Annotated in this window: 16 protein-coding genes and 1 other RNA gene; 9 read left to right on the top strand and 8 right to left on the bottom strand. The window is 63.0% G+C overall.

Annotated features, from left to right (window positions below; genetic code table 11):
* Window positions 1-199 precede the first annotated feature (199 nt).
* Window positions 200-955, top strand: coding sequence for a GntR family transcriptional regulator (locus ACI2KG_RS09270; RefSeq protein ID WP_201199125.1), 756 nt, complete (start codon window positions 200-202; stop codon window positions 953-955).
* Window positions 956-1,560: 605 nt separating this feature from the next.
* On the opposite strand, the gene guaD is transcribed toward ACI2KG_RS09270, so the two are convergent.
* The 4 genes from guaD to xdhA form a co-directional block, all read right to left on the bottom strand.
* The gene (gene guaD, locus ACI2KG_RS09265; protein ID WP_404661664.1) at window positions 1,561-2,865 is read right to left on the bottom strand and encodes a guanine deaminase; all 1,305 of its coding nucleotides are present in this window, start codon (window positions 2,863-2,865) and stop codon (window positions 1,561-1,563) included.
* A gap of 10 nt (window positions 2,866-2,875) precedes the next feature.
* Window positions 2,876-3,721 (bottom strand): xanthine dehydrogenase accessory protein XdhC, encoded by an 846-nt coding sequence (gene xdhC / locus ACI2KG_RS09260; protein ID WP_404661663.1) that lies wholly within the window; start codon window positions 3,719-3,721, stop codon window positions 2,876-2,878.
* A 149-nt stretch (window positions 3,722-3,870) separates the two neighbouring features.
* Window positions 3,871-6,270 (bottom strand): xanthine dehydrogenase molybdopterin binding subunit, encoded by a 2,400-nt coding sequence (xdhB, locus tag ACI2KG_RS09255; RefSeq protein ID WP_404661662.1) that lies wholly within the window; start codon window positions 6,268-6,270, stop codon window positions 3,871-3,873.
* The gene (gene xdhA, locus ACI2KG_RS09250) at window positions 6,263-7,717 is read right to left on the bottom strand and encodes a xanthine dehydrogenase small subunit (RefSeq protein WP_404661661.1); all 1,455 of its coding nucleotides are present in this window, start codon (window positions 7,715-7,717) and stop codon (window positions 6,263-6,265) included. Before xdhA ends, xdhB begins: the two co-directional genes overlap by 8 nt.
* A gap of 269 nt (window positions 7,718-7,986) precedes the next feature.
* Between xdhA and ACI2KG_RS09245 the strand changes: the two genes are divergently transcribed.
* The 5 genes from ACI2KG_RS09245 to ffs all read left to right on the top strand — a co-directional run bounded on the left by ACI2KG_RS09245 (window position 7,987) and on the right by ffs (window position 16,212).
* Window positions 7,987-8,646 carry a GntR family transcriptional regulator gene (locus ACI2KG_RS09245; protein WP_400613988.1) on the top strand — a complete coding sequence of 220 codons (660 nt, stop codon included), beginning with the start codon at window positions 7,987-7,989 and terminating at the stop codon, window positions 8,644-8,646.
* Between the two features lie 3 nt (window positions 8,647-8,649).
* Window positions 8,650-12,138, top strand: coding sequence for a chromosome segregation protein SMC (gene smc / locus ACI2KG_RS09240; RefSeq protein ID WP_404661660.1), 3,489 nt, complete (start codon window positions 8,650-8,652; stop codon window positions 12,136-12,138).
* A 204-nt stretch (window positions 12,139-12,342) separates the two neighbouring features.
* On the top strand, window positions 12,343-13,236 hold the full coding sequence (gene zipA, locus ACI2KG_RS09235) for a cell division protein ZipA (protein ID WP_404661659.1): 894 nt from the start codon (window positions 12,343-12,345) through the stop codon (window positions 13,234-13,236).
* 238 nt (window positions 13,237-13,474) lie between these two features.
* Window positions 13,475-15,805, top strand: a complete 2,331-nt coding sequence (gene ligA, locus ACI2KG_RS09230) for an NAD-dependent DNA ligase LigA (RefSeq protein ID WP_404661658.1) — start codon at window positions 13,475-13,477, stop codon at window positions 15,803-15,805.
* Between the two features lie 310 nt (window positions 15,806-16,115).
* Window positions 16,116-16,212: signal recognition particle sRNA small type (ffs, locus tag ACI2KG_RS09225), an RNA gene on the top strand.
* Window positions 16,213-16,313: 101 nt separating this feature from the next.
* Here ffs and ACI2KG_RS09220 read toward each other — a convergent pair.
* The 3 genes from ACI2KG_RS09220 to ACI2KG_RS09210 all read right to left on the bottom strand — a co-directional run bounded on the left by ACI2KG_RS09220 (window position 16,314) and on the right by ACI2KG_RS09210 (window position 17,486).
* A complete protein-coding gene (locus ACI2KG_RS09220; RefSeq protein WP_404661657.1) occupies window positions 16,314-16,598 on the bottom strand; it encodes a type II toxin-antitoxin system RelE/ParE family toxin in 285 nt (94 codons plus the stop codon).
* 10 nt (window positions 16,599-16,608) lie between these two features.
* Window positions 16,609-16,842 (bottom strand): type II toxin-antitoxin system Phd/YefM family antitoxin, encoded by a 234-nt coding sequence (locus tag ACI2KG_RS09215; RefSeq protein ID WP_400741659.1) that lies wholly within the window; start codon window positions 16,840-16,842, stop codon window positions 16,609-16,611.
* A 236-nt stretch (window positions 16,843-17,078) separates the two neighbouring features.
* Window positions 17,079-17,486 carry a helix-turn-helix domain-containing protein gene (locus tag ACI2KG_RS09210; protein WP_404661656.1) on the bottom strand — a complete coding sequence of 136 codons (408 nt, stop codon included), beginning with the start codon at window positions 17,484-17,486 and terminating at the stop codon, window positions 17,079-17,081.
* An 82-nt stretch (window positions 17,487-17,568) separates the two neighbouring features.
* Here ACI2KG_RS09210 and ACI2KG_RS09205 point away from each other — a divergent pair, with 82 nt between their 5' ends.
* Together ACI2KG_RS09205 and ACI2KG_RS09200 are read left to right on the top strand one after the other, a co-directional pair.
* Window positions 17,569-18,057, top strand: a complete 489-nt coding sequence (locus ACI2KG_RS09205) for a DUF2938 domain-containing protein (RefSeq protein WP_404661655.1) — start codon at window positions 17,569-17,571, stop codon at window positions 18,055-18,057.
* A 666-nt stretch (window positions 18,058-18,723) separates the two neighbouring features.
* On the top strand, window positions 18,724-18,999 hold the full coding sequence (locus ACI2KG_RS09200) for a hypothetical protein (protein WP_404661654.1): 276 nt from the start codon (window positions 18,724-18,726) through the stop codon (window positions 18,997-18,999).
* Between the two features lie 455 nt (window positions 19,000-19,454).
* Here ACI2KG_RS09200 and ACI2KG_RS09195 read toward each other — a convergent pair whose 3' ends face one another.
* Entirely contained in the window at window positions 19,455-20,222 is a 768-nt protein-coding gene (locus tag ACI2KG_RS09195; protein WP_404661653.1) for a substrate-binding periplasmic protein, read from the bottom strand.
* A gap of 123 nt (window positions 20,223-20,345) precedes the next feature.
* Here ACI2KG_RS09195 and dnaX point away from each other — a divergent pair, with 123 nt between their 5' ends.
* Window positions 20,346-22,421, top strand: coding sequence for a DNA polymerase III subunit gamma/tau (gene dnaX, locus ACI2KG_RS09190; protein WP_404661652.1), 2,076 nt, complete (start codon window positions 20,346-20,348; stop codon window positions 22,419-22,421).
* Window positions 22,422-22,473 lie beyond the last annotated feature (52 nt).

The raw sequence follows: 22,473 nt of genomic DNA, 5'->3' as shown, positions 1-22,473 counted from the left end.
CGTCTGACCGTTTTGTTGACTCATGGGTCAAGAAGTTGCTCGGTGGATTATGCTTTTGTGTACAAAGAATGCAAATAATGTTTTATGTTTTGGGTGCGCAATGCGTCGTACAACGGCTATATAGGTAAAACGCCCCCTGCGGAATCGCCTCAGCCTGTGTACAATGGCGCCATACTTTCTCTTCGTGCCTCGAGAGCCCATGAACGAACAGCTGCAACCTCTGAAGAAACCTGCACGTGTCGGCAAGGCCGGCCGCAGCGGTACCCAGGACGACATCGTCTACGCGCACATTTTCGAGGCGATCCTCGAGCAGCGTCTGGCCCCGGGCACCAAGTTGAGCGAGGAAGCGCTGGGCGAAATCTTCGGCGTCAGCCGCACCATCATCCGCCGCGCCTTGTCGCGCCTGGCCCACGAGAGCGTGGTGCTGCTGCGGCCGAACCGCGGTGCGGTGGTGGCCAGCCCGACGGTGGAAGAGGCGCGCCAGGTGTTCTTCTCGCGGCGCATGGTCGAACGCGCCATTACCGAACTGGCCGTTCAGCACGCCACGCTGGACCAGTTGAACGAGCTGCGCCAGATGGTGCGTGAAGAGCGCGACAGCTTCTCGCGGGGTGATCGCGGCGCCGGTATCCGCCTGTCCGGCGAGTTCCACCTCAAACTGGCCGAAGCGGCGGGCAATGCCCCGCTGGTGAGCTTCCAGCGCAGCCTGGTGTCGCAGACGTCGCTGATCATTGCCCAGTACGAAACCGGCACCCGCTCGCACTGCTCGTATGACGAGCACATGCAGTTGATCGACGCCATTGAAGCGCGCGACGCCGAGCAGGCGGTAAGCCTGATGATGCACCACATGGACCACATCGACAGCAAGCTGAACCTGGACGAGGAAAGCGCGTCGGACGACCTGCATGCAGTGTTCTCGCATTTGCTGAAAAAGCCCAAGGTTTCCGCCAAGGGTTGATCGTTTGCCAGGGTGATTGAAGGGGGCCGCTTTGCGCCCATCGCCGGCAAGCCAGCTCCCACACCGACCCCCAGTCCTTCGCCATCCCTGTGGGATCAACTGTCTCGCTCAATTTCCAGAAGCAGGCGCGATCCCTGTGGGAGCCGGCTTGCCCTAATGCCGGTCAGTTAAGCAGTATGGGCTGACAGGTGCATGCCTTGAGATATGGGTTGCCTGTGAGATCGAGCGCCGCCCGCGCGGCGCTTCGCGGCACAAGGCCGCTCCCACATCTGTTTCGGGCCAATTATTCCTGTGCCTTTGGCGCGCGCCCCTTGGGTGCATGGCTTGAGATCGATGAAGAGCAGTGGCGCAGCCGATATCAAATGGAGCAAACAAGGCGGGCGCGGGTGATCTCACAGAAGAAACTGGCCCGAAACAGATGTGGGAGCGGCCTTGTGCCGCGAAGCGCCGCGCGGGCGGCGCTCGATCGCATAAGCGATGCTGGAAGCCCGACGAACACCTCGCCTTTTCTTAACTGACTGGCATTAGGGCTTGCCCGCGAACACGGGCGAAGCCCGTGCCATACACTGCGGTGTCTTCTTGTACTGCGGGCTGGCCAGCAGGCCTTAACGCTGGTGCACGCAACGCCCGGCAGCATAGGTTTCACGCACCGTGCGATCGTCGCCCAGGGTGGTGAGCACGAACAGGGTTTCTTCAATGCTGTTGGACTGCTGAATGCGGTAGTCCAGCAGCGGCGTGGCCTTGTAGTCCAGCACCACGAAGTCGGCGTCGTTGCCTGGGCGCAGGCTGCCGATGCGGTCGTCCAGGCGCAAGGCGCGGGCGCCGCCGAGGGTGGCCAGGTACAGTGATTTGTACGGGTGCAGGCGCGCGCCCTGCAGCTGCATCACCTTGTATGCCTCGTTCAGGGTGTTGAGCAGCGAAAAACTGGTGCCGGCGCCGACGTCGGTGCCCAGGCCCACGTTGACCTTGAAGCGTTCGGCCTGCGGCAGGTTGAACAGGCCGCTGCCGAGGAACAGGTTGGACGTGGGGCAGAACGCCACGGCCGAGCCGGTTTCGGCCAGGCGTTGGCACTCGTCGTCGCACAGGTGCACGCCATGGGCGAACACCGAGCGCTCGCCCAGCAGCTCGAAGTGGTCGTACACGTCCAGGTAGCCCTTCTGCTCGGGGAACAGCGACTTGACCCAGTCGATTTCCTTCAGGTTCTCCGACAGGTGCGTGTGCATGTACACACCCGGGTGTTGCTTGAGCAACTGGCCGGCCAGGGTCAGCTGTTCAGGTGTGCTGGTCGGGGCAAAACGCGGGGTAACGGCATAGTGCAGGCGGCCCTTGCCGTGCCAGCGTTCGATCAGCGCCTTGCTTTCGGCGTAGCCGGATTCGGCGGTGTCGGTCAGGTAGTCCGGGGCGTTGCGGTCCATCATCACCTTCCCGGCGATCAGGCGCAGGTCCAGGCGCTCGGCCTCTTCGAACAGGGCATTCACCGACTCCGGGTGCACGCTGCCGAACACCAGTGCCGTGGTAGTGCCATTGCGCAGCAGTTCCTTGAGGAAGATCTTCGCCACCTGGTCGGCGTGGCTTTTATCGGCGAACTGCTTTTCGCACGGGAAGGTGTAGGTGTTCAGCCAGTCCAGCAACTGCTCGCCGTACGAGCCGATCATGCCGGTCTGCGGGAAGTGGATATGGGTGTCGATGAACCCGGGGGTAATCAGGGCGTCCTGGTAATGCTCGACCGGGATGCCGGCATCCAGCGTTGGCAGCAGCTCGCTGGCGTGGCCAACGGCGCTGATACGGCCATCGTCGACCACCAGCAGGCCGTCCTCGAAGTATTCATGGGAAGCCTCCAGGCCCACCTCGGCCGGGTCGGCGATGCTGTGCAGAATGGCGGCACGGTAGGCTTTGCGGGTAACGGTCATAACACACTCGTCAAATGGCTTGGCTGCGCCGGGAGGGCGGCAGCAACTGGGCAATGGGGCCGGCATTGGCGGCAGCATCGTGCTGGCCGAAGCAGGCGTTGTAGGTGGCGATGATTTCACCGGCGATGGACACGGCAATCTCGATGGGCAGCTTGCCTTTGACCTCGGCCAGGCCCATCGGGCAGCGCATGCGCGCCAGCAGCGCGTCGTCGAAGCCGCGCTCACGCAGGCGGTGCTCGAACTTGACCCGTTTGGTCTTCGAGCCGATCAGGCCGAACCAGGTGAAGTCGTTGCGCTTGAGAATGGCGGCGGTCAGTTCCAGGTCGAGCTGGTGGTTGTGGGTCATGACGATGCAATAGCAGCCTGGCGGCAGTTTTGCGATTTCGTCGACCGGTTCCTCACTGACGACCTTGGTCACCCCGTGGGGGATGAGTTCGGGGAATTCCTGTTCACGCGAATCGATCCAGCGCACCCGGCAGGGCAGGGCGGCGAGCAAGGGTACCAGAGCCCGGCCGACATGGCCCGCGCCGAACACGGCGATCTGCGCCTGCACGGCGGCCATGGGTTCGAACAGCAGCACGGTGACGCCGCCGCAGCACTGGCCCAGGCTGGCACCGAGGCTGAAGCGCTCCAGGTGCGGGGTGGTGCGTTGTTCTTCAAGCATCTGCCGGGCGATGTGCAGGGCCTTGTATTCCAGGTGGCCACCGCCGATGGTGTCGAACAGGCCGCTGGCGCTGACCACCATCTTCGAGCCGGCATTGCGCGGGGTCGAGCCGCGCTCCTCGATGATGGTCACCAGTACGCAGGCTTCGCCACGGGACTGGTGGTCGGCGAGGGCGTTGATCCATTGGTGCATGATGCAGTTCCTCATTCCGGGTGGCCTGTTCAGGCCCTATCGCTGGCAAGTCAGGCTCCCACAGGTACAACACAGGGCTTGCCAGCGGTGCAGTACCTGTGGGAGCCCGGCTTGCCGGCGATAGGGCCGGGACAGGCGCCCATCCAACCTCAGTGAGTGACGGTTTCCAGTTCCTGCTCGACGGGCTGCGCGGCAGCCACCGCCTTGCGCATCTGCTCACACCCCCACAACACCCGCTCCGGCGTTGCCGGCGCATCCACCTGTGGCTGCACGCGGTAGTCGGCGAGGCTGGCCACGGCGTCCTTGATTGCGCACCAAGCGGCAATGCCAAGCATGAACGGCGGCTCGCCCACGGCCTTGGAATGGAACACGGTGTCTTCCGGGTTTTTGCGGTTTTCCACCAGCTTTACCCGCAGGTCCAGCGGCATGTCAGCCACCGCCGGGATCTTGTAGCTGGCCGGGCCGTTGGTCATCAGCTTGCCCTTGGCGTTCCACACCAGTTCTTCGGTGGTCAGCCAGCCCATGCCCTGGATGAAGCCACCTTCCACCTGGCCGATGTCGATCGCCGGGTTCAGCGAGTCGCCAACGTCGTGCAGGATGTCGGCACGCAACATCTTGTACTCGCCGGTCAGGGTGTCGACGATCACTTCCACGCACGCGGCGCCAAAGGCGTAGTAGTAGAACGGCCGGCCGCGCGCCTGGCTGCGGTCGTAGAAGATCTTCGGTGTGCGGTAGAAACCGGTACTGGACAGTGACACCTGGGCAAAGTAGGCCTGCTGCACCAACTGCTCGAAGCTGACGATCTGGTCGCGCATGCGCACATGGCCGTTGCGGAACTCGACGTCTTCCTCGGTCACCTGGTAGTGCCGCGCGGCAAACTCGACCAGGCGCCGCTTGAGGATCTCGGCGGCGTTCTGCGCTGCCTTGCCATTCAGGTCTGCACCGCTGGACGCTGCAGTCGGCGATGTGTTGGGCACCTTGTCGGTGTTGGTGGCGGTGATCTGAATGCGGCTGAAATCCACCTGGAAGATCTGCGCCACCACTTGCGCCACCTTGGTGTTCAGGCCCTGACCCATCTCGGTGCCGCCGTGGTTCAGGTGGATGCTGCCGTCGGTGTAGATGTGGATCAGCGCACCGGCCTGGTTGAGGAAGGTGGCAGTGAACGAGATGCCGAACTTGACCGGGGTCAGCGCCAGGCCTTTCTTCAGTACCGGGCTGTTGGCGTTGAAGCGGCGGATCGACTCGCGGCGTTCGGCGTAGTCGCTGCTGGCTTCCAGCTCGGCGGTCATCTCTTCGAGCATGTTGTGCTCGACGGTCTGGTAGTAATGGGTGACGTTGCGTTCGGTCTTGCCGTAGTAGTTGGCCTTGCGCACTGCCAGCGGGTCGCGGCCCAGGTGGCGGGCAATGTGGTCCATCACCTGCTCGATGGCGACCATGCCCTGTGGGCCGCCAAAGCCGCGGTAAGCGGTATTGGAGGCGGTGTTGGTCTTGCAGCGGTGGCCATGCACGGTGGCATCGCCCAGGTAATAGGCGTTGTCGGAGTGGAACATGGCGCGGTCGACGATGGAGCCGGACAGGTCGGGCGAATAGCCGCAGTTGCCCGCCAGGTCGAAGTTGATGCCGTGCAGGCGGCCGGTGTCGTCGAAGCCCACCTCGTACTCGACGTAGAACGGGTGGCGCTTGCCGGTCATGGTCATGTCCTCGACCCTTGGCAGGCGCATCTTGGTCGGCTGGCCGGTCAGGCGTGCCACCACGGCGCACAGGCACGCCGGGCTGGCAGCCTGGGTTTCCTTGCCGCCAAAACCGCCACCCATACGGCGCATGTCCAGCACCACCTTGTTCATCGGCACGTCGAGCACTTCGGCGACCAGCTTCTGCACTTCGGTGGGGTTTTGCGTGGAGCAGTAAACGATCATGCCGCCGTCTTCGGTGGGCATCACCGAAGAAATCTGCGTTTCCAGGTAGAAATGCTCCTGGCCGCCGATGTGCAGGGTGCCCTGGATGCGGTGCGGGGCAGTGGCCAGTGCTGCAGCGGAGTCGCCGCGCTGGTGGGTGTGGCTATCGAGCACGAAGTGCTTTTTGCGCACTGCCTCGACCACGTCCAGTACCGGTTCCAGGTCTTCGTACTCGACGATCGCGGCCATGGCGGCGCGGCGCGCGGTTTCCAGGTCACGGGCGGCAACGGCGAGTACCGGCTGGCCGAAGAACTCGACCTTGTCGATGGCCAGCAGCGGGTCGCCGGCTACCACCGGGCCGATGTCCTTCAGGCCCGGGATGTCCTCGTGGGTGATGGCGATGCGCACGCCCTCGAAGGCGTAGCATGGCGTGGTATCGATGCGCAGGATGCGAGCGTGGGCGCGGTCGGCAGTGCGTGCATAGACGTGCAGCTGGTTGGGGAATTCCAGGCGGTCGTCGATGTACAGCGCCTCGCCGGACACATGCTTGTCGGCGCTGTCGTGCTTGACGCTGCGGCCGACCCCGGTGGTCAGGTCCTGGCTGAACAGCTCGGCCATCTCGGCCTGGCTCTTGGCTACGTGATGGTTAGACATAAGCGGTCACCCGGGTTTCGATGTGCGGTGTTTGCTGTTCGATGAAGTACTTGCGCAGCAGGTTCTGTGCGGTCAGCAGGCGGTATTCCTTGCTGGCGCGGAAGTCGCTGAGCGGGGTGAAGTCTTCGGTCAGCGCCTGGCAGGCGCGCTCGATGGCGGCCTGGTCCCACGGCTTGCCGCGCAGTGCGGCCTCGCAGGCACCGGCGCGCTTGGGGATCGCCGCCATGCCGCCAAAGGCGATGCGCACACCGCTGACCACGCCGTCTTCGATGCTGAGGTTGAACGCTGCGCACACGGCGGAAATGTCATCGTCCAGGCGCTTGGACACTTTATAAGCTCGGAACGACCAGTCATTGCTGGCGCGCGGCACGATGATCTTCTCGATGAACTCGCTGTCCTGGCGGGCGGTGATGCGGTAGTCGATGAAGTAGTCTTCCAGCGGCATCACCCGCTGGCGCTCGCCCTGGCGCAGCACCACCTGGGCATCCAGCGCGATCAGCAAGGGCGGCGAGTCGCCAATCGGCGAGGCGTTGCCGATGTTGCCGCCCAGAGTGCCCTGGTTGCGAATCTGCAGCGAGGCAAAGCGGTGCAGCAGGGCGCCGAAGTCGGGGTATTCTTCGTTCAGCGCGCCATAGCAGTCGGTGAGCGGGGTGGCGGCGCCGATTTCCAGGTGGCTGGCGGTTTTCTCGATGCGCTTGAGCTCGGCCACATGGCCGACGTAGATCATCACGGGCAGGGTCTTGTGGAACTGGGTCACTTCCAGCGCCAGGTCAGTACCGCCGGCCAGCAGGCGCGCTTCGGGGTGTGAGCTGTACAGGTCGGCCAGGTCGGAAACGGTCAGCGGCACCAGGCAGCGCTTGTCGCCGCTGTTCAGCTCGCCGGTCTGGGTCGGGGTGATGGCCTTGAGGCGGCTGATGGTCTGCGCCTGCTGGGCATCGAACTGGTCGCGGCAGGGCTGGCGGCAGCTCTGCTCGGCAGCGTCGAGGATCGGCCGGTAGCCGGTGCAGCGGCACAGGTTGCCGGCCAGGGCTTCCTGGGCCTGGTGCAGGTCGGGGCCGCTGCTGTTCTTCTGCAGGGCGAACAGCGACATGACAAAGCCGGGGGTGCAGAAGCCGCATTGCGAACCATGGCAATCGGCCATGGCCTGCTGCACGCTGTGCAACTGGCCCTGGTGCTTGAGGCCTTCGACGCTGATCAGTTGCTTGCCATGCAGCGACGAAACAAAGGTCAGGCACGCGTTCAGGCTGCGGTAGCGCAGGCTGTCGTGGCCCTGGTCGTCCAGGGTCAGTTCACCGACCACCACGGTGCAGGCGCCGCAGTCACCACTGGCGCAGCCCTCCTTGGTACCGGGTTTGCCCAGGTGCTCGCGCAGGTACTGCAGCACCGTCATGTTCGGGTCCAGGGCGTGCTCACTACGCAGCTCCTGGTTGACGAGAAACTGGATCACGGGGATGGCCTCGCAATGATTTTTATTGTTGTTGGGCGGACTCTAAGCAACACCTGTCCAGCAGGTCAATATTTTTCTGACTCAAAGGTCAAGAAAATACGCATGTCCACGCCCGGCCGAACGCATTGCCCATCTACCAAGCATAGATCGCGCCGGGCGCGTGGCTGTCTGCAGGGTCAAATAAACCGCCTGGCCCCTCTGCGCGATTACCGCCCAAGTACGCTACAATCCGCCACTTGTGCCCAGTTCAATGATTTTGAAGGAAAACCATGACGTTCAAGGCCCCGGACAGCCTCTCCGAGCAGATTGCCGATTACCTGGCCGAACGCATCATCCGCGGCGAACTGGCGCCAGGCGAGCGTATCCAGGAGCAGAAGGTTACCCAGGCGCTCAACGTCAGCCGCGGCTCGGTGCGCGAAGCGCTGCTGATCCTCGAGCGCCGGCATTTGGTGGCGATCCTGCCGCGTCGCGGGGCCCACGTAACCGAACTGGACGAGCGCAGCGTGCGCAGCCTGTGCTCATTGATGGGTGAGTTCTATATCCTGCTGGGTAATGCGGTTGCGCAAAAATGGCGCACCGAAGCCGACCTGCGCCCGTTTCTGGAGATCCAGCAGCGTCTGCAGCGCGCCCATGACCAGTTGGACATCAAGACCTTTGTCGCCGAAAGTTTCGCGGTCATGCGCGCGGCCTTCCCGTTCGCCGACAACCCGTACCTGCAGGAAACCGTAGAGAACCTGCAGCCCGCCATGAGCCGTGCCTACTACCTGTCGCTGGACCAGCGCCAAGCCAACATGATCGACTACCTCGACCTGTTCGCCCGCCTGCTCGAAGCCGTGGTCGCCCGTGACCTGCCGCGTATTCGCGAGGTGCTTACCGCCTATGGCCAGCGCAGCTGCGAACTGGTGCTGGCGGCGCTGGCCCGGGGCTGACCGATGCGCCTGAAGTGCATTCGCCTGGCCGGCTTCAAGTCGTTCGTCGACCCGACCACGGTCAATTTCCCCAGCAATATGGCGGCGGTGGTTGGCCCCAACGGTTGCGGCAAGTCCAACATCATCGACGCGGTGCGCTGGGTGATGGGCGAAAGTTCGGCGAAGAACCTGCGCGGCGAGTCGATGACCGACGTCATTTTCAACGGCTCCAGTGGCCGTAAGCCGGTCAGCCAGGCCAGCATCGAGCTGGTGTTTGACAACAGCGAAACCACCCTGGTCGGCGAATACGCCGCGTACGCCGAAATCTCCATCCGCCGCAAGGTCACCCGCGACGGGCAGAACAGCTATTACCTCAACGGCACCAAGTGCCGCCGACGCGACATTACCGACATTTTCCTCGGTACCGGCCTGGGGCCGCGCAGCTATTCGATCATCGAGCAGGGCATGATCTCCAAGCTGATCGAGGCCAAGCCCGAAGAGCTGCGCAACTTTATCGAAGAAGCCGCCGGCATCTCCAAATACAAGGAACGCCGCCGCGAAACCGAGAACCGCATCCGCCGCACCCAGGAAAACCTGGCACGCCTGACCGACCTGCGCGAAGAGCTGGAACGCCAGCTGGAGCGCTTGCACCGGCAAGCCCAGGCGGCCGAGAAGTACCGTGAGTACAAGGCCCAGGAACGGCAGATGAAAGCGCGCCTGTCGGCCCTGCGCTGGCGCGACCTGGACGAACGCGTGCGCCAGCGCGAGTCGGTGATCGGCGACCAGGACGTGTCCCACGAGGCGCTGGTGGCCGAGCAGCGCAATGCCGATGCCAGCATCGAGCGCCTGCGCGACGGCCATCACGAATTGTCCGAACGCTTCAACCAGGTGCAGGGGCGCTTCTACTCTGTAGCCGGCGACATCGCCCGGGTCGAGCAAAGCATCCAGCACGGCCAGCAGCGCCTGCGCCAGTTGCAGGACGACTTCAAGGAAGCCGAGCGCACACGGCTGGAAACCGAATCGCACCTGGGCCACGACCGCACCTTGCTGGCCACCTTGGGCGAAGAACTGGCGATGCTCGAGCCCGAGCAGGAAATGACCCTTGCTGCCGCCGAAGAGGCTGCCGCCGCCCTTGAAGAGGCCGAGCTGGGCATGCACGGCTGGCAGGAACAATGGGACAGCTTCAACAGCCGTTCCGCCGAGCCGCGCCGCCAGGCCGAAGTGCAGCAAGCGCGTTTGCAACAGCTGGAAACCAGCCTGGAGCGCCAGGCCGAGCGCCAGCGCAAGCTCGGCGAAGAGCGCGAGCAGCAGGGTAGCGATCCGCAGGACGCTACCCTGCTGGAACTGGCCGAGCAGTTGGCCGGCAGCGAAATGTTGCTGGAAGAACTGCAGCTGTCCGAAGAGCAGGTGGTCGAGCGCCTGGAAGGCGCGCGCGGGCAGCTGCAGCAGGCTACCCAGGCCCAGCAGCAGGCACAGGGCGACCTGCAGCGTCTGGGCGGCCGCCTGGCCTCGCTGGAAGCCTTGCAGCAGGCTGCCCTGGAACCGGGGGCGGGCGCTGCAGACTGGCTGCATGGCCAGGGCCTGGCGCAACAGCCACGCCTGGCCGAAGGCTTGCGGGTAGAACCGGGCTGGGAGCTTGCAGTAGAAACCGTGCTCGGCGCTGATCTGCAGGCTGTGCTCGTGGACGATTTCACCGGCCTCGATTTTGCTGGCCTGGAGCTGGGCGAGTTGCGCTTGCTGCTGGCCAGTGATGCCGGCGAGTCGTTACCCGGCAGCCTGCTGGAAAAGGTTGAAGGCCGCGTTGATCTGGCGCCCTGGCTGGGCCAGGTCAAGCCGGTGGAAGACCTGGCCCAGGCGCTGGCGCAACATGCGTCGCTTGGCGAAGGCCAGAGCCTGGTCAGCCGCGATGGCTACTGGGTTGGCCGGCACTTCCTGCGGGTGCGCCGGGGCAGTGAGGCCGAAGGTGGTGTGCTGGCGCGTGGCCAGGAAATCGAACGCCTGAGCCAGGAGCAACTGGAACAGGAAGCGGCGCTGGAGCAACTGGAGCAGCAACTGCAAGCCCTGCGCGAGCAGCAGCTGGACCTGGAAGAGCAGCGCGAGCAGCTGCGCCGCCGCAGCCAGGAGGAAAACCGCCTGCACGGCGAACTGAAAGCCAACCTGTCGGCCAGCCGCGCGCGCGCCGAGCAGGTCGAGCTGCGCCGCCGGCGTTTGCAGGAAGAACTGACCGAACTGGAAGAACAGCGCGCCCTTGAACATGAACAACTGGGCGAAGCCCGCTTGTTGCTGCAAGAGGCCCTGGAGCTGATGGCCCAGGACACCGAGCAGCGCGAGCAGTTGATGGCCCGCCGCGACACCCTGCGCGAAAGCCTCGACCGGGTGCGCCAGGAAGCCCGCCAGCACAAGGACCACGCCCATCAGCTGGCCGTGCGCCTGGGCTCGCTGCGTGCCCAGCACGACTCCACCCGCCAGGCCCTGGAGCGCCTGGAGCAGCAGGCGGCACGGCTAAGCGAGCGTCAGGAGCAACTGAGCCTGAACCTGGAGGAGGGCGAGGCCCCCCAGGAAGAGCTGCGACTGAAGCTGGAAGGGCTGCTGGAGCTGCGCATGAGCGTCGACGAGGAAATGCGCCTGGCCCGTCTGCACATGGACGAAGCCGACCGCGAGTTGCGCGACGCCGAAAAGCGCCGCACCCAGGCCGAGCAGCAGGCGCAGTTGCTACGCGGGCAACTGGAGCAGCTACGGCTGGAGTGCCAGGGCCTGGATGTGCGGCGCAAGACCCTGCAGGAGCAGTTGCTGGCCGATGGCTACGACCTGCAAGCGGTTCTCGCCACACTGGAGGCCGACGCCAGCGAACAGGGCACCGAACAAGCGCTGGAACAGCTTGAAGCGCGCATCCAGTGCCTGGGGGCGATCAACCTCGCCGCCATCGAAGAGTACGAGCAGCAGTCCGAGCGCAAACGCTACCTGGATGCCCAGAACGCCGACCTGGTCGAGGCGCTGGAGACCCTGGAAAACGTCATTCGCAAGATCGACAAGGAAACCCGCAACCGCTTCAAGGATACCTTTGATCAGATAAATGCCGGATTACAGGCACTTTTCCCAAAAGTTTTCGGTGGTGGCAGCGCTTATCTGGAACTGACGGGCGAAGATCTACTCGATACAGGGGTGACGATCATGGCGCGACCACCGGGCAAGAAGAACAGCACCATCCATCTGCTGTCCGGCGGCGAGAAGGCACTGACCGCGTTGGCGCTGGTGTTTGCCATCTTCAAGTTGAACCCCGCACCGTTCTGCATGCTCGACGAGGTCGATGCACCGCTGGACGATGCCAACGTCGGGCGCTACGCGCGCCTGGTCAAGGAAATGAGTGAAAGCGTGCAGTTCATCTACATCACCCATAACAAGATTGCCATGGAAATGGCGGACCAATTGATGGGGGTCACCATGCATGAACCCGGTTGTTCACGTCTTGTTGCAGTTGATGTGGAGGCCGCCATGGCCATGGTCGACGCCTGATACGCGACGATGGGGCACATTCTGTAGCGAAATGCCCCCGTCATGTGCGACAGACGGTGTAAAGTTGTCTTTGGTCGTGCTAGCTTAATGTCACTCGTTTTTTGCGTGGGTAAAACGCCTGTCAGAACATAGAGTTGGCGCCACGTGTTAAAGGGCTTTGAACCCTTTGTTTTCAAGCATATTTTTATAGAGGCACGGGATTACATGGAAATCGGTCTGCGCGAGTGGCTGATCGTCATCGGCATCATTGTCATTGCCGGTATTCTTTTCGACGGCTGGCGCCGCATGCGCGGCGGCAAAGGCAAGTTGAAATTCCGTCTGGACCGCAGTTATTCCAATCTGCCGGACGAAGAGGGCGGCAGTGCCGAAGTGCTCGGCCCGTCGCGGGTGCTGGATAACCACAAGGAGCCTGAGCTGGACGAAAGCGACCTGCCGTCGCTCAGCGCTTCTGCGCGTGATCGCGAGCGCGAGGCGAAGCCGGCCAAGGCCAGCAAACGTGCCAAGCGTGCCACCGCGGCTGCCGATGTGCAGCAGGGCGACCTGAGCCTGAGCGCCGAGGCGCGTGAGCCTGACCTGTTTGCCGACAGCGACGACGATTTTGCCGCCGACAATACCCGTAGCAATGCTGCGCCGTCTGCCAGCAGCAGCGTCAAGGACCTGCCGCCGGCCGAGGAAGTGCTGGTGATCAGCGTGATCTCCCGCGACGAAGGCGGCTTCAAGGGCCCGGCGTTGCTGCAGAACATCCTTGAAAGCGGCCTGCGTTTCGGCGAAATGGACATCTTCCATCGCCACGAGAGCATGGCCGGCCACGGCGAAGTGCTGTTCTCCATGGCCAACGCGGTCAAGCCTGGCGTGTTCGACCTGGACGACATCGACCACTTCAGCACCCGTGCGGTGAGCTTCTTCCTGGGCCTGCCGGGCCCGCGTCATCCGAAACAGGCCTTTGACGTGATGGTGGCAGCGGCGCGCAAGCTGGCGCATGAACTGAACGGTGAACTCAAGGACGACCAGCGCAGCGTTTTGACCGCCCAGACCATCGAGCACTACCGCCAGCGCATCGTCGAGTTCGAGCGCCGCGCGCTGACCCAGAAGCGCTGACAGATCCAGACGAAAGAGCAGCCTGAGGGCGTGCTGGTCGGTTCGGGTGTTGTTATCGCCTGTTCCGGCCCTATCGCCGGCAAGCCAGCTCCCACAGGGCTACCACTGCCTTCCAGGCCTTTGGTGTACCTCTGGGAGCTGGCTTGCCGGCGATAGGGCCAGGACAGGCAATGGCTAATCCAGACCCCATGCACCACCCACAGGCTGCTCTTTTGCTTTGCAAGAGAAGAAAAAACCCATGACCGCCGAAACCCGTATCCACGAACTGCGCCACGAGCTCGATCAGCACAACTACCGCTATTACGTGCTCGACGAGCCGAGCGTGCCCGATGCCGAATACGACCGCCTGTTCAACGAGCTCAAGGCGCTTGAAGCCGAACACCCGCACCTGGTAACCCCCGACTCGCCCACACAGCGCGTTGGCGGTACGGCGCTGGCCGCATTCAGTCAAGTGCGCCACGAAGTGCCCATGCTTAGCCTGGGCAACGCTTTCGAAGAAGCGGACCTGCGCGAATTCGGTCGCCGCGTTGTGGAAGGCCTCGACCAGCCGGGTGCGGTCGACTACAGCTGCGAACCCAAGCTCGACGGCTTGGCCGTGAGCTTGCTGTACCGCGACGGCCAGCTGGTGCAGGGCGCCACCCGTGGCGACGGCACTACCGGCGAAGACATCAGCGCCAACGTGCGCACGGTGCGCAACATCCCGCTCAAGCTGCAGGGCGAGGGCTGGCCGGCGGTGCTGGAAGTGCGCGGCGAGGTCTACATGAGCAAGGCCGGTTTCGACCGGCTCAATGCTGCCCAGGCCGAAGCCGGCGGCAAGACCTTCGCCAACCCGCGCAATGCTGCCGCCGGCAGCCTGCGCCAGCTGGACTCGAAGATCACTGCCAGCCGCCCGCTGGAGTTCTGCTGCTATGGCGTCGGCCAGCTGTCCGAGAGCATCGGCGACAGCCACATCGGCATCCTTGAGCAGCTCAAGGCCTGGGGCATGCCGATCAGCCGTGAGCTCAAGCATGCGGCGGGGATCGAAGAATGCCTGGACTACTACCGCGACATTGGCGAGCGGCGTAACAGCCTGCCGTATGAAATCGATGGCGTAGTGTTCAAGGTCAACAGCCTGGCCGCCCAGCGTGAGCTGGGCTTCCGCGCCCGTGAACCGCGCTGGGCGATTGCCCACAAGTTCCCGGCAATGGAAGAGTTGACCGAGGTGCTGGACGTCGAGTTCCAGGTCGGCCGCACCGGCGCGGTAACCCCCGTGGCGCGCCTGAAGCCGGTCAAGGTGGCGGGTGTGACCGTGTCCAACGCCACCCTGCACAACATGGACGAAATCGCCCGTCTGGGCCTGCGCATTGGCGACACGGTGATCATTCGTCGCGCCGGTGACGTGATCCCGCAGGTGATGCAGGTGGTGCTTGAACGTCGCCCGGAAGATGCCCGCCCGGTACAAGTGCCCAGCGAGTGCCCGGTGTGCGGCTCGCAGGTCGAGCGCACCCAGCTGGTCAAACGCAGCAAAGGCAAGGAAACCACCAGCGAAGGTGCGGTGTACCGCTGCGTCGGTCGCCTGGCCTGTGGCGCTCAGCTCAAGCAGGCGATCATCCACTATGTATCGCGGCGTGCCATGGATATCGATGGCCTGGGTGAAAAAAGCGTCGAGCAACTGGTGGACGAAGGCCTTATAGGCTCGCCGGCTGACCTGTACAAGCTTGAGTTCGAGCAGGTTGTTGGCCTGGAAGGCTTCGCCGAGGTGTCTACCCAGAAGCTGCTCGATGCCATCGAAGCCAGCAAGCGCCCGAGCCTGGCGCGCTTCATCTACGCCTTGGGCATCCCCGACGTAGGCGAAGAAACCGCCAAGGTACTGGCCCGCTCGCTGGGCAGCTTGGCGCGCGTGCAGCGGGCATTGCCGCAGGTGCTGACTTACCTGCCCGACATCGGCCTGGAAGTTGCCTACGAGATCCACAACTTCTTCGAAGACGAGCACAACCAGAAGGTGATTCAGCAACTGCTCGACAGCGGCATGCAGTTGCAGGACGAAGGCGAGCTGGCTGCCGAATTCGCCGCCAGCACCACCCTGGCCGGCATGATCGCCAAGCTCGACATCGCCTCGGTCGGCCCGACCGGCGCCGAGAAGCTGGTGGCCAAGCTCGACAGCCTGGACAAGATCATCGCCGCCGACGGCATCGACCTGCGCCAGGCCTTGGCGGCCAAGCAGGCCGATGCGGTGCGCGAGTTCTTCAAGGATGAAGCCAACCAGAAACTGGCGCGGGACATCGAAGCGCAGTTGCTGGCGTTCGGCATGCACTGGAGCAGCGAGAAGAAGGTTGCCGAAGGCCTGCCGCTGGCCGGCCAGACCTGGGTGCTGACCGGTACCCTGGAGCGCATGAGCCGCGACATTGCCAAGGACAAGCTGGAGAGCCTGGGGGCCAAGGTGGCCGGTTCTGTTTCTGGCAAGACCCACTGCGTAGTGGCCGGGCCGGGGGCGGGTTCGAAGCTGGCCAAAGCCAGCGAACTGGGGGTGAAGGTGCTCGATGAAGATGCCTTCGTCACCTTCCTGGCCGATCAAGGCGTCACCGTCTAAAAGCTGAAGCCAGATCCCGGGGCCTGCACGGCCCTTGTGGGAGCTGGCTTGCCGGCGATCACCGGCAAAGCCGGTGCCATGTACTGTGTTGCCTGTTTCGCGGGCACGCCCGCTCCCACAGGTGCTGTGCTGACTTCGACATGACGCTACCCCCTGGAGCGGGTTGACCCGCGAATAGGCCAGTCCTGCCACCCCAACCCGGACAAGTCATTGAGAAATGATGACTTTTTCTACTTCAGAGGTTGTATCTGCCCCCAAGACCGGTACAATAGCGCCACTCGCTGTTCAGCGAGGCATGTAGTGGTGGCCCCATCGGTCCCCCCGCATTGATTACCCGTTAACCTGGTCAGGCCCGGAAGGGAGCAGCCATAGCGGGAACATCGAGTGCCGGGGTGTGGCTGGTGGGGCTGCCTCCATTTCAGGTACTTGAATTCTGAAGGCCTAACGGTGTAGCAACGTTCCTTGCTCATCTTCTCCGTCGCAATCCACCTCAAGCATTGGCCAAAGCTCAAACTCGCCTGTTTGCAGTCTCATAGACTTCATCATTTTGTCGAGCCCCCAGGCATAGAACCAGCACTATCTCGTTGCCTTCGATTCTGTAGACGATACGGATATCGCCGGTCCGAATGCGACGATGCCCTGCGAGTGCTCCCCGAAGCGGTTTGCCGATCTTGTCCGGCTCTTCTTCTACGATGCGCTCGCGTATAACTTTCAGGACCCGTTTTGCCTCGGCCTTGCCTAACAGAACAAGATCTTGCTCGACATCTGGGTGAAACCGGACGCTCCAAATCATGGGTACTTGCCTACTTGAAGCGAGCCTCCATGTCCTCAAGGCTCACGGTGGTCTTATCGTCTAATGTGGCCAGACGTTCAATGGCCAAGAGTTCAGCGCGTAGGTCCTCAAGTTCGTCCTGCAGCGCTTGGTAGGCTTCGACGCCTACCAGTACAGCTGCTGGTTCGTTGTCCTTGAAAATTACCAGATGGCTTACGTCGCCGCTGGTAACCTCCTTCAGTTTCGCACTGAAGCCTCGGACCATTGCTGTGGCGGACACTGCCTGTTCAGCTCGGTCTAGGAGTGCACTCATGCGCTTTTGCCTCGACTTATCAGTAGGTTGGTGTGAGCAATCAGTATCAGTATCGATGCCTGAGTCGCTCACGTCGCATTGCATAGCTGAGTATACGTAAAATCATGCATAAAACAATGCAGGGTTGCGGCGCTGAATTAGCGGCTTCAGCGAGGGGCGTTCGCTTGCGGTGCCTTGGCGCTTCTCAATCAATGCTTTGCCCCTGCTATTTTGTTGCTAAATGCCCCCGCCGCCGACAGCTTCATCAGCCGCTGGAATTTCGGGCAGGCCAGATGATCTTCCTCAGGGCATTGCGCCGCATGTCGCAAGCCTTTGCTCATCGCCTGCAAGCGCCTGATTCGTGCATCCAGCTCATCTGCCTTGGCAATCAGCATCTGCCGGTCGACCTGCAGGTCCACCAGCATCGCCCCCACCTCATCCAACGAGAACCCCGCAGCCTGGCCCAGGGCGATCAGCGCCAGGCGGTCTGCCACATCGGCCGCAAACTGCCTCCGCTGGCCGTGCCCGGCGAGTGATTTGAGCAACCCTTTCTTTTCGTAGTAACGCAGCGTCGAGGCGGGTACGCCTGTGCGTTTGGCGACGTCGGCAATGTCCATTTGGAGGCCTTGACTTGAAGTTGACTTCAACTTCTATGCTGCGCGGCATGGTGGTGACAGTCAATCTACAAGGGGTATTTCAATGACGTTTATTGCGATGTTTTCAGCGGCCTTGCCGATTGGTATCGGTGCCACGGTGGTGATGGACCTGTGGGGATTGCTGCTGAGGCGCTGTGGTGTTGCGACGCTGAACTTTGCCATGGTCGGGCGTTGGGCCGGGCATCTGCTGGATGGGCGTGTGCTGCATCAGGCGATTGCCAGGGCGGAGCCGGTGCGCCATGAGCTGGCGTTGGGGTGGGGGATTCATTACGCCACCGGCGTGCTGTTCTCGATGCTGCTGGTTGCGGTCGTAGGGGAGGGGTGGTTGCTGGCACCTACTTTGCTGCCTGCGGTAGTTGTCGGTGTGGGGACGGTCGTGGCGCCGCTGTGCTTCATGCAGCCGGTGATGGGGGCGGGGTTCTTTGCGTCGAAGACGCCTACGCCTGCGCGTAACTGCCTGAAGAGCCTGGCTACGCATTTCGTGTTTGGTATGGGGTTGTTCTTGAGTGCGGGGTTGGTTGCAGTTGTGTGAGGGCGGCGAGGTGTACGGCTTGAAGGATGTGTCGTGCTCAAGATCGAGCGCCGCCCGCGCGGCGCTTCGCGGGACAAGCCCGCTCCCACATCTGTTTCGGGCCAGTTACTCCTGTCAGGTCATCTCTATCCGCCTTTTTTGTTCCCTTTGATATCTAGAGTGGCGCTGCAGTCCTTCACTATTTCCAGTCATGCACCTAGGGTGCACGCGCCACAGGCACAGGAGTAATTGGCCCGAAACAGATGTGGGAGCGGGCTTGTCCCGCGAAGCGCCGCGCGTGCGGCGCTCGATCTTGAGAACAACACATTCCTCAAGACGAACAATCGGTAGCGCCAACGCGATCGTCTTTAAGGATGCTTCCTACAGCTCTCAGGGCAGTTTCCCGCTTTTGCTGTAGGGGGTGCCGAAATATCCTACGTACTCTGTCGACTCCCGTCTGATTGTCCCGGGAAACCCCGCCCACTAGGCTTTTGCGGTCGCTGTCGGTTCAGCGATCGGGTGTGGAAGCCTGGGCGTCACACGGGACAGTTGTCATTTATGGCGGCTGTGCGCGGGAGGTATTCGTACCTGCCGGGCCTACCGTGTGCCTGGTCTTCCACCCCGCGTACAGTTGCCACCCTAATGCGTGGAAGCAGAAGGGGACAACACAGCCAACACGGAGCTGTCATGAAAAAACTGGTCCCCGATCCACCCCACGTCTTCGATATACCCCAAGGTAAATCCCTTTCCCGCGCCATCCACGAAGGCATCGTGCCGATGGAGTTCGCGCTGATGAATGTCACCCACTACCTGATGTTTGCCTATAGCGACAGCCGGCGGGCGCTGGAGCGCATCGAGGACGAAGAGACGCGGCAGCTGCTGGAGCATGGGTTGCGGGCCATGCAGATTGCCTGGGGGCAGGCGGATGCTGTCAGTCTGGCGTTTGAGCGCAAAGGTCAGTGATCTTGAGCTTGCAATAAAGAACGTCAGAGCTCTGCGCAATCCTGTATGGCTTTAGCCGCGAAGAATCCAATGCGGTGCATGGCACCGGCTGCGCCGGTGTTCGCGGCTAAAGCCGCTCCCACAGGGTCCCTGCTAATTCAATGAGTTATGCGCAGTTCTATGAGGGTGGGCTTGCCCGCGAAGAGGGTTACTCGGTCGATGGCACCGGCTCTGCCGGTGTCCGCGGGCTTGCCCTGATGTCGGTCAGTTAAGCAATTTGGGGCCGCGTTGCGGCCCATCGCCAGCAAGCCAGGCTCCCACAGATATGGCGCATGGCTTGAATTCAATGCGGTCGGTGTGGGAGCTGGCTTGCCGGCGATGGGCTGCGCAGCAGCCCCGGCAGTCTTAACTGACTGGCATTAGGGCTTGCCCGCTCCCACAGTGATCGCGCCGTCTTTGAGGTTTTGAGCCAGGGGTCAGGGTCGAGCTACAGATATATTGTCGCCATAACCCGTTCCCCCATACCGCTGCACAATCCGCTCAATCTCCCCCGACTGCTTCATCCGCACCAGCGCCCGTAGCAGCCCTTGTGTCGGTATCGCCGGGTCATTGCGTACCATGCAACCGAGGTCCTGTTCCTCCAGCACGGCCAGCGTCTGCAATTGCCGATCTGCCGGCTGAGCCTGGTTGAACCACTGCAACGACAGCTGGTTGCTCACCGCATGTCGATAGCGCCCGGCTTGCAGCTTCTGCAGCACCAACAACTGGCTGCGGCTGTCCTCACGGCGCAGCCGACCCTGGTCCAGCAGCGGTTGCAGGGTCGCGTAGGTGTAGCCCAGCACCGTGCCGATAGCCTGGGGCGGCAGTTGCTCCGGTGGCATCGGCGCGCTGTCGCCGACGCGCCCCACCAGCAGGTCACGTTGGTGAATCAGCGGGATGCTCCAGACAAAATCGCCCGGGCGGTCGTTGAACCACTGGGTGCTCACATAGCAGCGCACATCGATATCGCCGCTGTCCATGGCCTCCTGCAAGCGCAGGCGGGCCATTACGTGAAACTCCGGGCGTACGCCGACTTCCCTGGCCATGGCTTGCATCAGGTCGTACACCAGGCCTTCCACCGGCTGGTCGCCTTCGATGCGCGCCAGTGGCATGCCCCAACTTTCGGCAACAGAAAAACGCAGTACAGGGTGCTCAGCCAGGCTGGAGGTGGTCCAGAGCAGCAACAGGGCCAGCAGTGTTCGCAAAGGCAGTCCTCCCTGGATAGCGCGCCAGTATCAAAGCTTAGACGACTCGCGCAGGGTGCAATTTTGCCCCCGCTCCGCTAGCATTAGCGATCTTCCGCTCGATCAGGCTACGATGGTTTTTCGATGAGTTATCAGGTTCTTGCACGTAAATGGCGTCCGCGCTCGTTCCGCGAAATGGTCGGCCAGACCCATGTGCTCAAGGCCTTGATCAATGCCTTGGACAACCAGCGCCTGCACCACGCCTACCTGTTCACCGGTACCCGTGGCGTGGGCAAGACGACTATCGCCCGTATCATTGCCAAGTGCCTGAACTGCGAAACCGGCATTACTTCCACGCCGTGCGGCACCTGTTCGGTGTGCCGGGAGATTGACGAGGGGCGCTTTGTCGACCTGATCGAGATCGACGCCGCCAGCCGCACCAAGGTCGAAGACACCCGTGAACTGCTCGACAACGTGCAGTACGCCCCCAGCCGTGGGCGCTTCAAGGTCTACCTGATCGACGAAGTGCACATGCTCTCGACCCACTCGTTCAACGCCTTGCTCAAGACGCTGGAAGAGCCGCCGCCCTACGTCAAGTTCATCCTCGCCACCACCGACCCGCAGAAGCTGCCGGCCACCATCCTGTCGCGTTGCTTGCAGTTCTCGCTGAAGAACATGAGCCCGGAGCGGGTCGTCGAGCACCTCAGCCACGTGTTGGCCGCTGAAAACGTGCCGTTCGAGGCGGATGCCCTGTGGTTGCTGGGTCGCGCCGCTGACGGCTCGATGCGTGATGCCATGAGCCTGACCGACCAGGCCATCGCCTTTGGTGAAGGCAAGGTAATGGCCGCCGATGTGCGGGCCATGCTTGGCAGCCTTGATCACGGCCAGGTCTATGGTGTGCTGCAGGCCCTGCTTGAAGGTGACGCCCGGGCCTTGCTGGAGGCCGTGCGCAACCTGGCCGAGCAGGGGCCGGACTGGGCTGGCGTGCTGGCCGAGATGCTCAACGTGTTGCACCGCGTGGCCATTGCCCAGGCGCTGCCGGAGGCCGTGGACAACGGCCAGGGCGATCGTGACCGGGTGCTGGCGCTGGCCCAGGCGCTGCCGGCCGAGGACGTGCAGTTCTATTACCAGATGGGCCTGATCGGCCGTCGCGATTTGCCCCTGGCGCCGGACCCGCGTGGCGGCTTTGAAATGGTCCTGCTGCGCATGCTGGCGTTCCGCCCGGCCGACACTGATGACGCGCCGAAACCGGTGCTAAAGCCAGTGGGGATCAGCCAGGCCACAGCTGATCCTGCAACGCCGGTGGCAGCGCCAGCGGTTGCCGTGGCACCGTTGCCTGTCGAGGCTGTGGCGCCGGAACCTGCGGTGGCTGCCCCGCAACTGGTGGTGCCCCCGCCTGCGACGGTCGACCATGAGCCTGAGCTGGAGCCCGACACCGAGCTGAAGGCCGAAATAGAGGCCATCTCGGTACCCGAGCCAGTTGCCGAGGTCGTCGACCTGCCATGGGAAGACCCGGTGCCGGCAGTCGAACCTGCGCCCATCGAGCCTGTAGCAGAGCCGGCGGCAGCCCCTCAGCCCGCCCCGCAGCCAGCGTCTCCAGCTGCGCCTGTGATGCATGATGCGCCACCGTTCGACCCGTCCGCTTACGTTGCCGTAGGCATGGACCGCGACGACGAGCCGCCGCTGGATGACGACTATTACGACGTTGAAAGCGCCCCGGTCGGCTTCAGCTACCTGGACGAGCTGGCCGAGCACGTTCAGGAAGAGGCGCCCAAGCCTGCAGCCGAACCGCTGCCGGCAGCGAAGCCGGCCACTGGCCTGGCCCTGCAATGGCTGGAATTATTCCCGCAGTTGCCTGTGTCCGGGATGACAGGCAACATCGCGGCAAACTGTACGCTGATTGCCGCCGATGGCGACGACTGGCTGCTGCACCTGGACCCGGGCCAGGGCGCGCTGTTCAACGCCACCCAGCAGCGGCGCCTGAACGATGCACTCAATCAGCACCTGGGGCGCACGCTGAACCTGCGTATCGAGCTGATTTTGCCCGAGCAGGAAACCCCGGCCCAGGCAGCGTCGCGCAAGCGTGCCGAGCGCCAACAGGACGCCGTCACCTCGATCGAGCAGGATCCGTTGATCCAGCAGATGATCAAGTTGTTCGGTGCCAAGGTGCGGCAGGATACTATTGAGCCTGTAGAAGCCCTGACCCATCAGGGCCAGTAACGGATAACCATGCGGCCGGCCCGGTGCCGGGCCGCATCACATGACCCAATCG

The organism is Pseudomonas sp. NPDC089407 (genome assembly GCF_044900445.1).
Taxonomy (GTDB): domain Bacteria; phylum Pseudomonadota; class Gammaproteobacteria; order Pseudomonadales; family Pseudomonadaceae; genus Aquipseudomonas.
This window is presented reverse-complemented; position numbering and strand designations above follow the sequence as displayed.

Excerpts from the sequence above, each read along its gene's own strand:
- xdhC (WP_404661663.1), bottom strand. The coding sequence starts at position 3,721 with ATGCACCAATGGATCAACGCCCTCGCCGACCACCAGTCCCGTGGCGAA.
- smc (WP_404661660.1), top strand. The coding sequence starts at position 8,650 with ATGCGCCTGAAGTGCATTCGCCTGGCCGGCTTCAAGTCGTTCGTCGAC.
- ligA (WP_404661658.1), top strand. The coding sequence starts at position 13,475 with ATGACCGCCGAAACCCGTATCCACGAACTGCGCCACGAGCTCGATCAG.
- xdhB (WP_404661662.1), bottom strand. The coding sequence starts at position 6,270 with ATGTCTAACCATCACGTAGCCAAGAGCCAGGCCGAGATGGCCGAGCTG.
- ACI2KG_RS09270 (WP_201199125.1), top strand. The coding sequence starts at position 200 with ATGAACGAACAGCTGCAACCTCTGAAGAAACCTGCACGTGTCGGCAAG.
- dnaX (WP_404661652.1), top strand. The coding sequence starts at position 20,346 with ATGAGTTATCAGGTTCTTGCACGTAAATGGCGTCCGCGCTCGTTCCGC.
- ACI2KG_RS09245 (WP_400613988.1), top strand. The coding sequence starts at position 7,987 with ATGACGTTCAAGGCCCCGGACAGCCTCTCCGAGCAGATTGCCGATTAC.
- ACI2KG_RS09205 (WP_404661655.1), top strand. The coding sequence starts at position 17,569 with ATGACGTTTATTGCGATGTTTTCAGCGGCCTTGCCGATTGGTATCGGT.
- ACI2KG_RS09210 (WP_404661656.1), bottom strand. The coding sequence starts at position 17,486 with ATGGACATTGCCGACGTCGCCAAACGCACAGGCGTACCCGCCTCGACG.
- ACI2KG_RS09220 (WP_404661657.1), bottom strand. The coding sequence starts at position 16,598 with ATGATTTGGAGCGTCCGGTTTCACCCAGATGTCGAGCAAGATCTTGTT.
- zipA (WP_404661659.1), top strand. The coding sequence starts at position 12,343 with ATGGAAATCGGTCTGCGCGAGTGGCTGATCGTCATCGGCATCATTGTC.
- ACI2KG_RS09200 (WP_404661654.1), top strand. The coding sequence starts at position 18,724 with ATGAAAAAACTGGTCCCCGATCCACCCCACGTCTTCGATATACCCCAA.
- ACI2KG_RS09215 (WP_400741659.1), bottom strand. The coding sequence starts at position 16,842 with ATGGTCCGAGGCTTCAGTGCGAAACTGAAGGAGGTTACCAGCGGCGAC.
- guaD (WP_404661664.1), bottom strand. The coding sequence starts at position 2,865 with ATGACCGTTACCCGCAAAGCCTACCGTGCCGCCATTCTGCACAGCATC.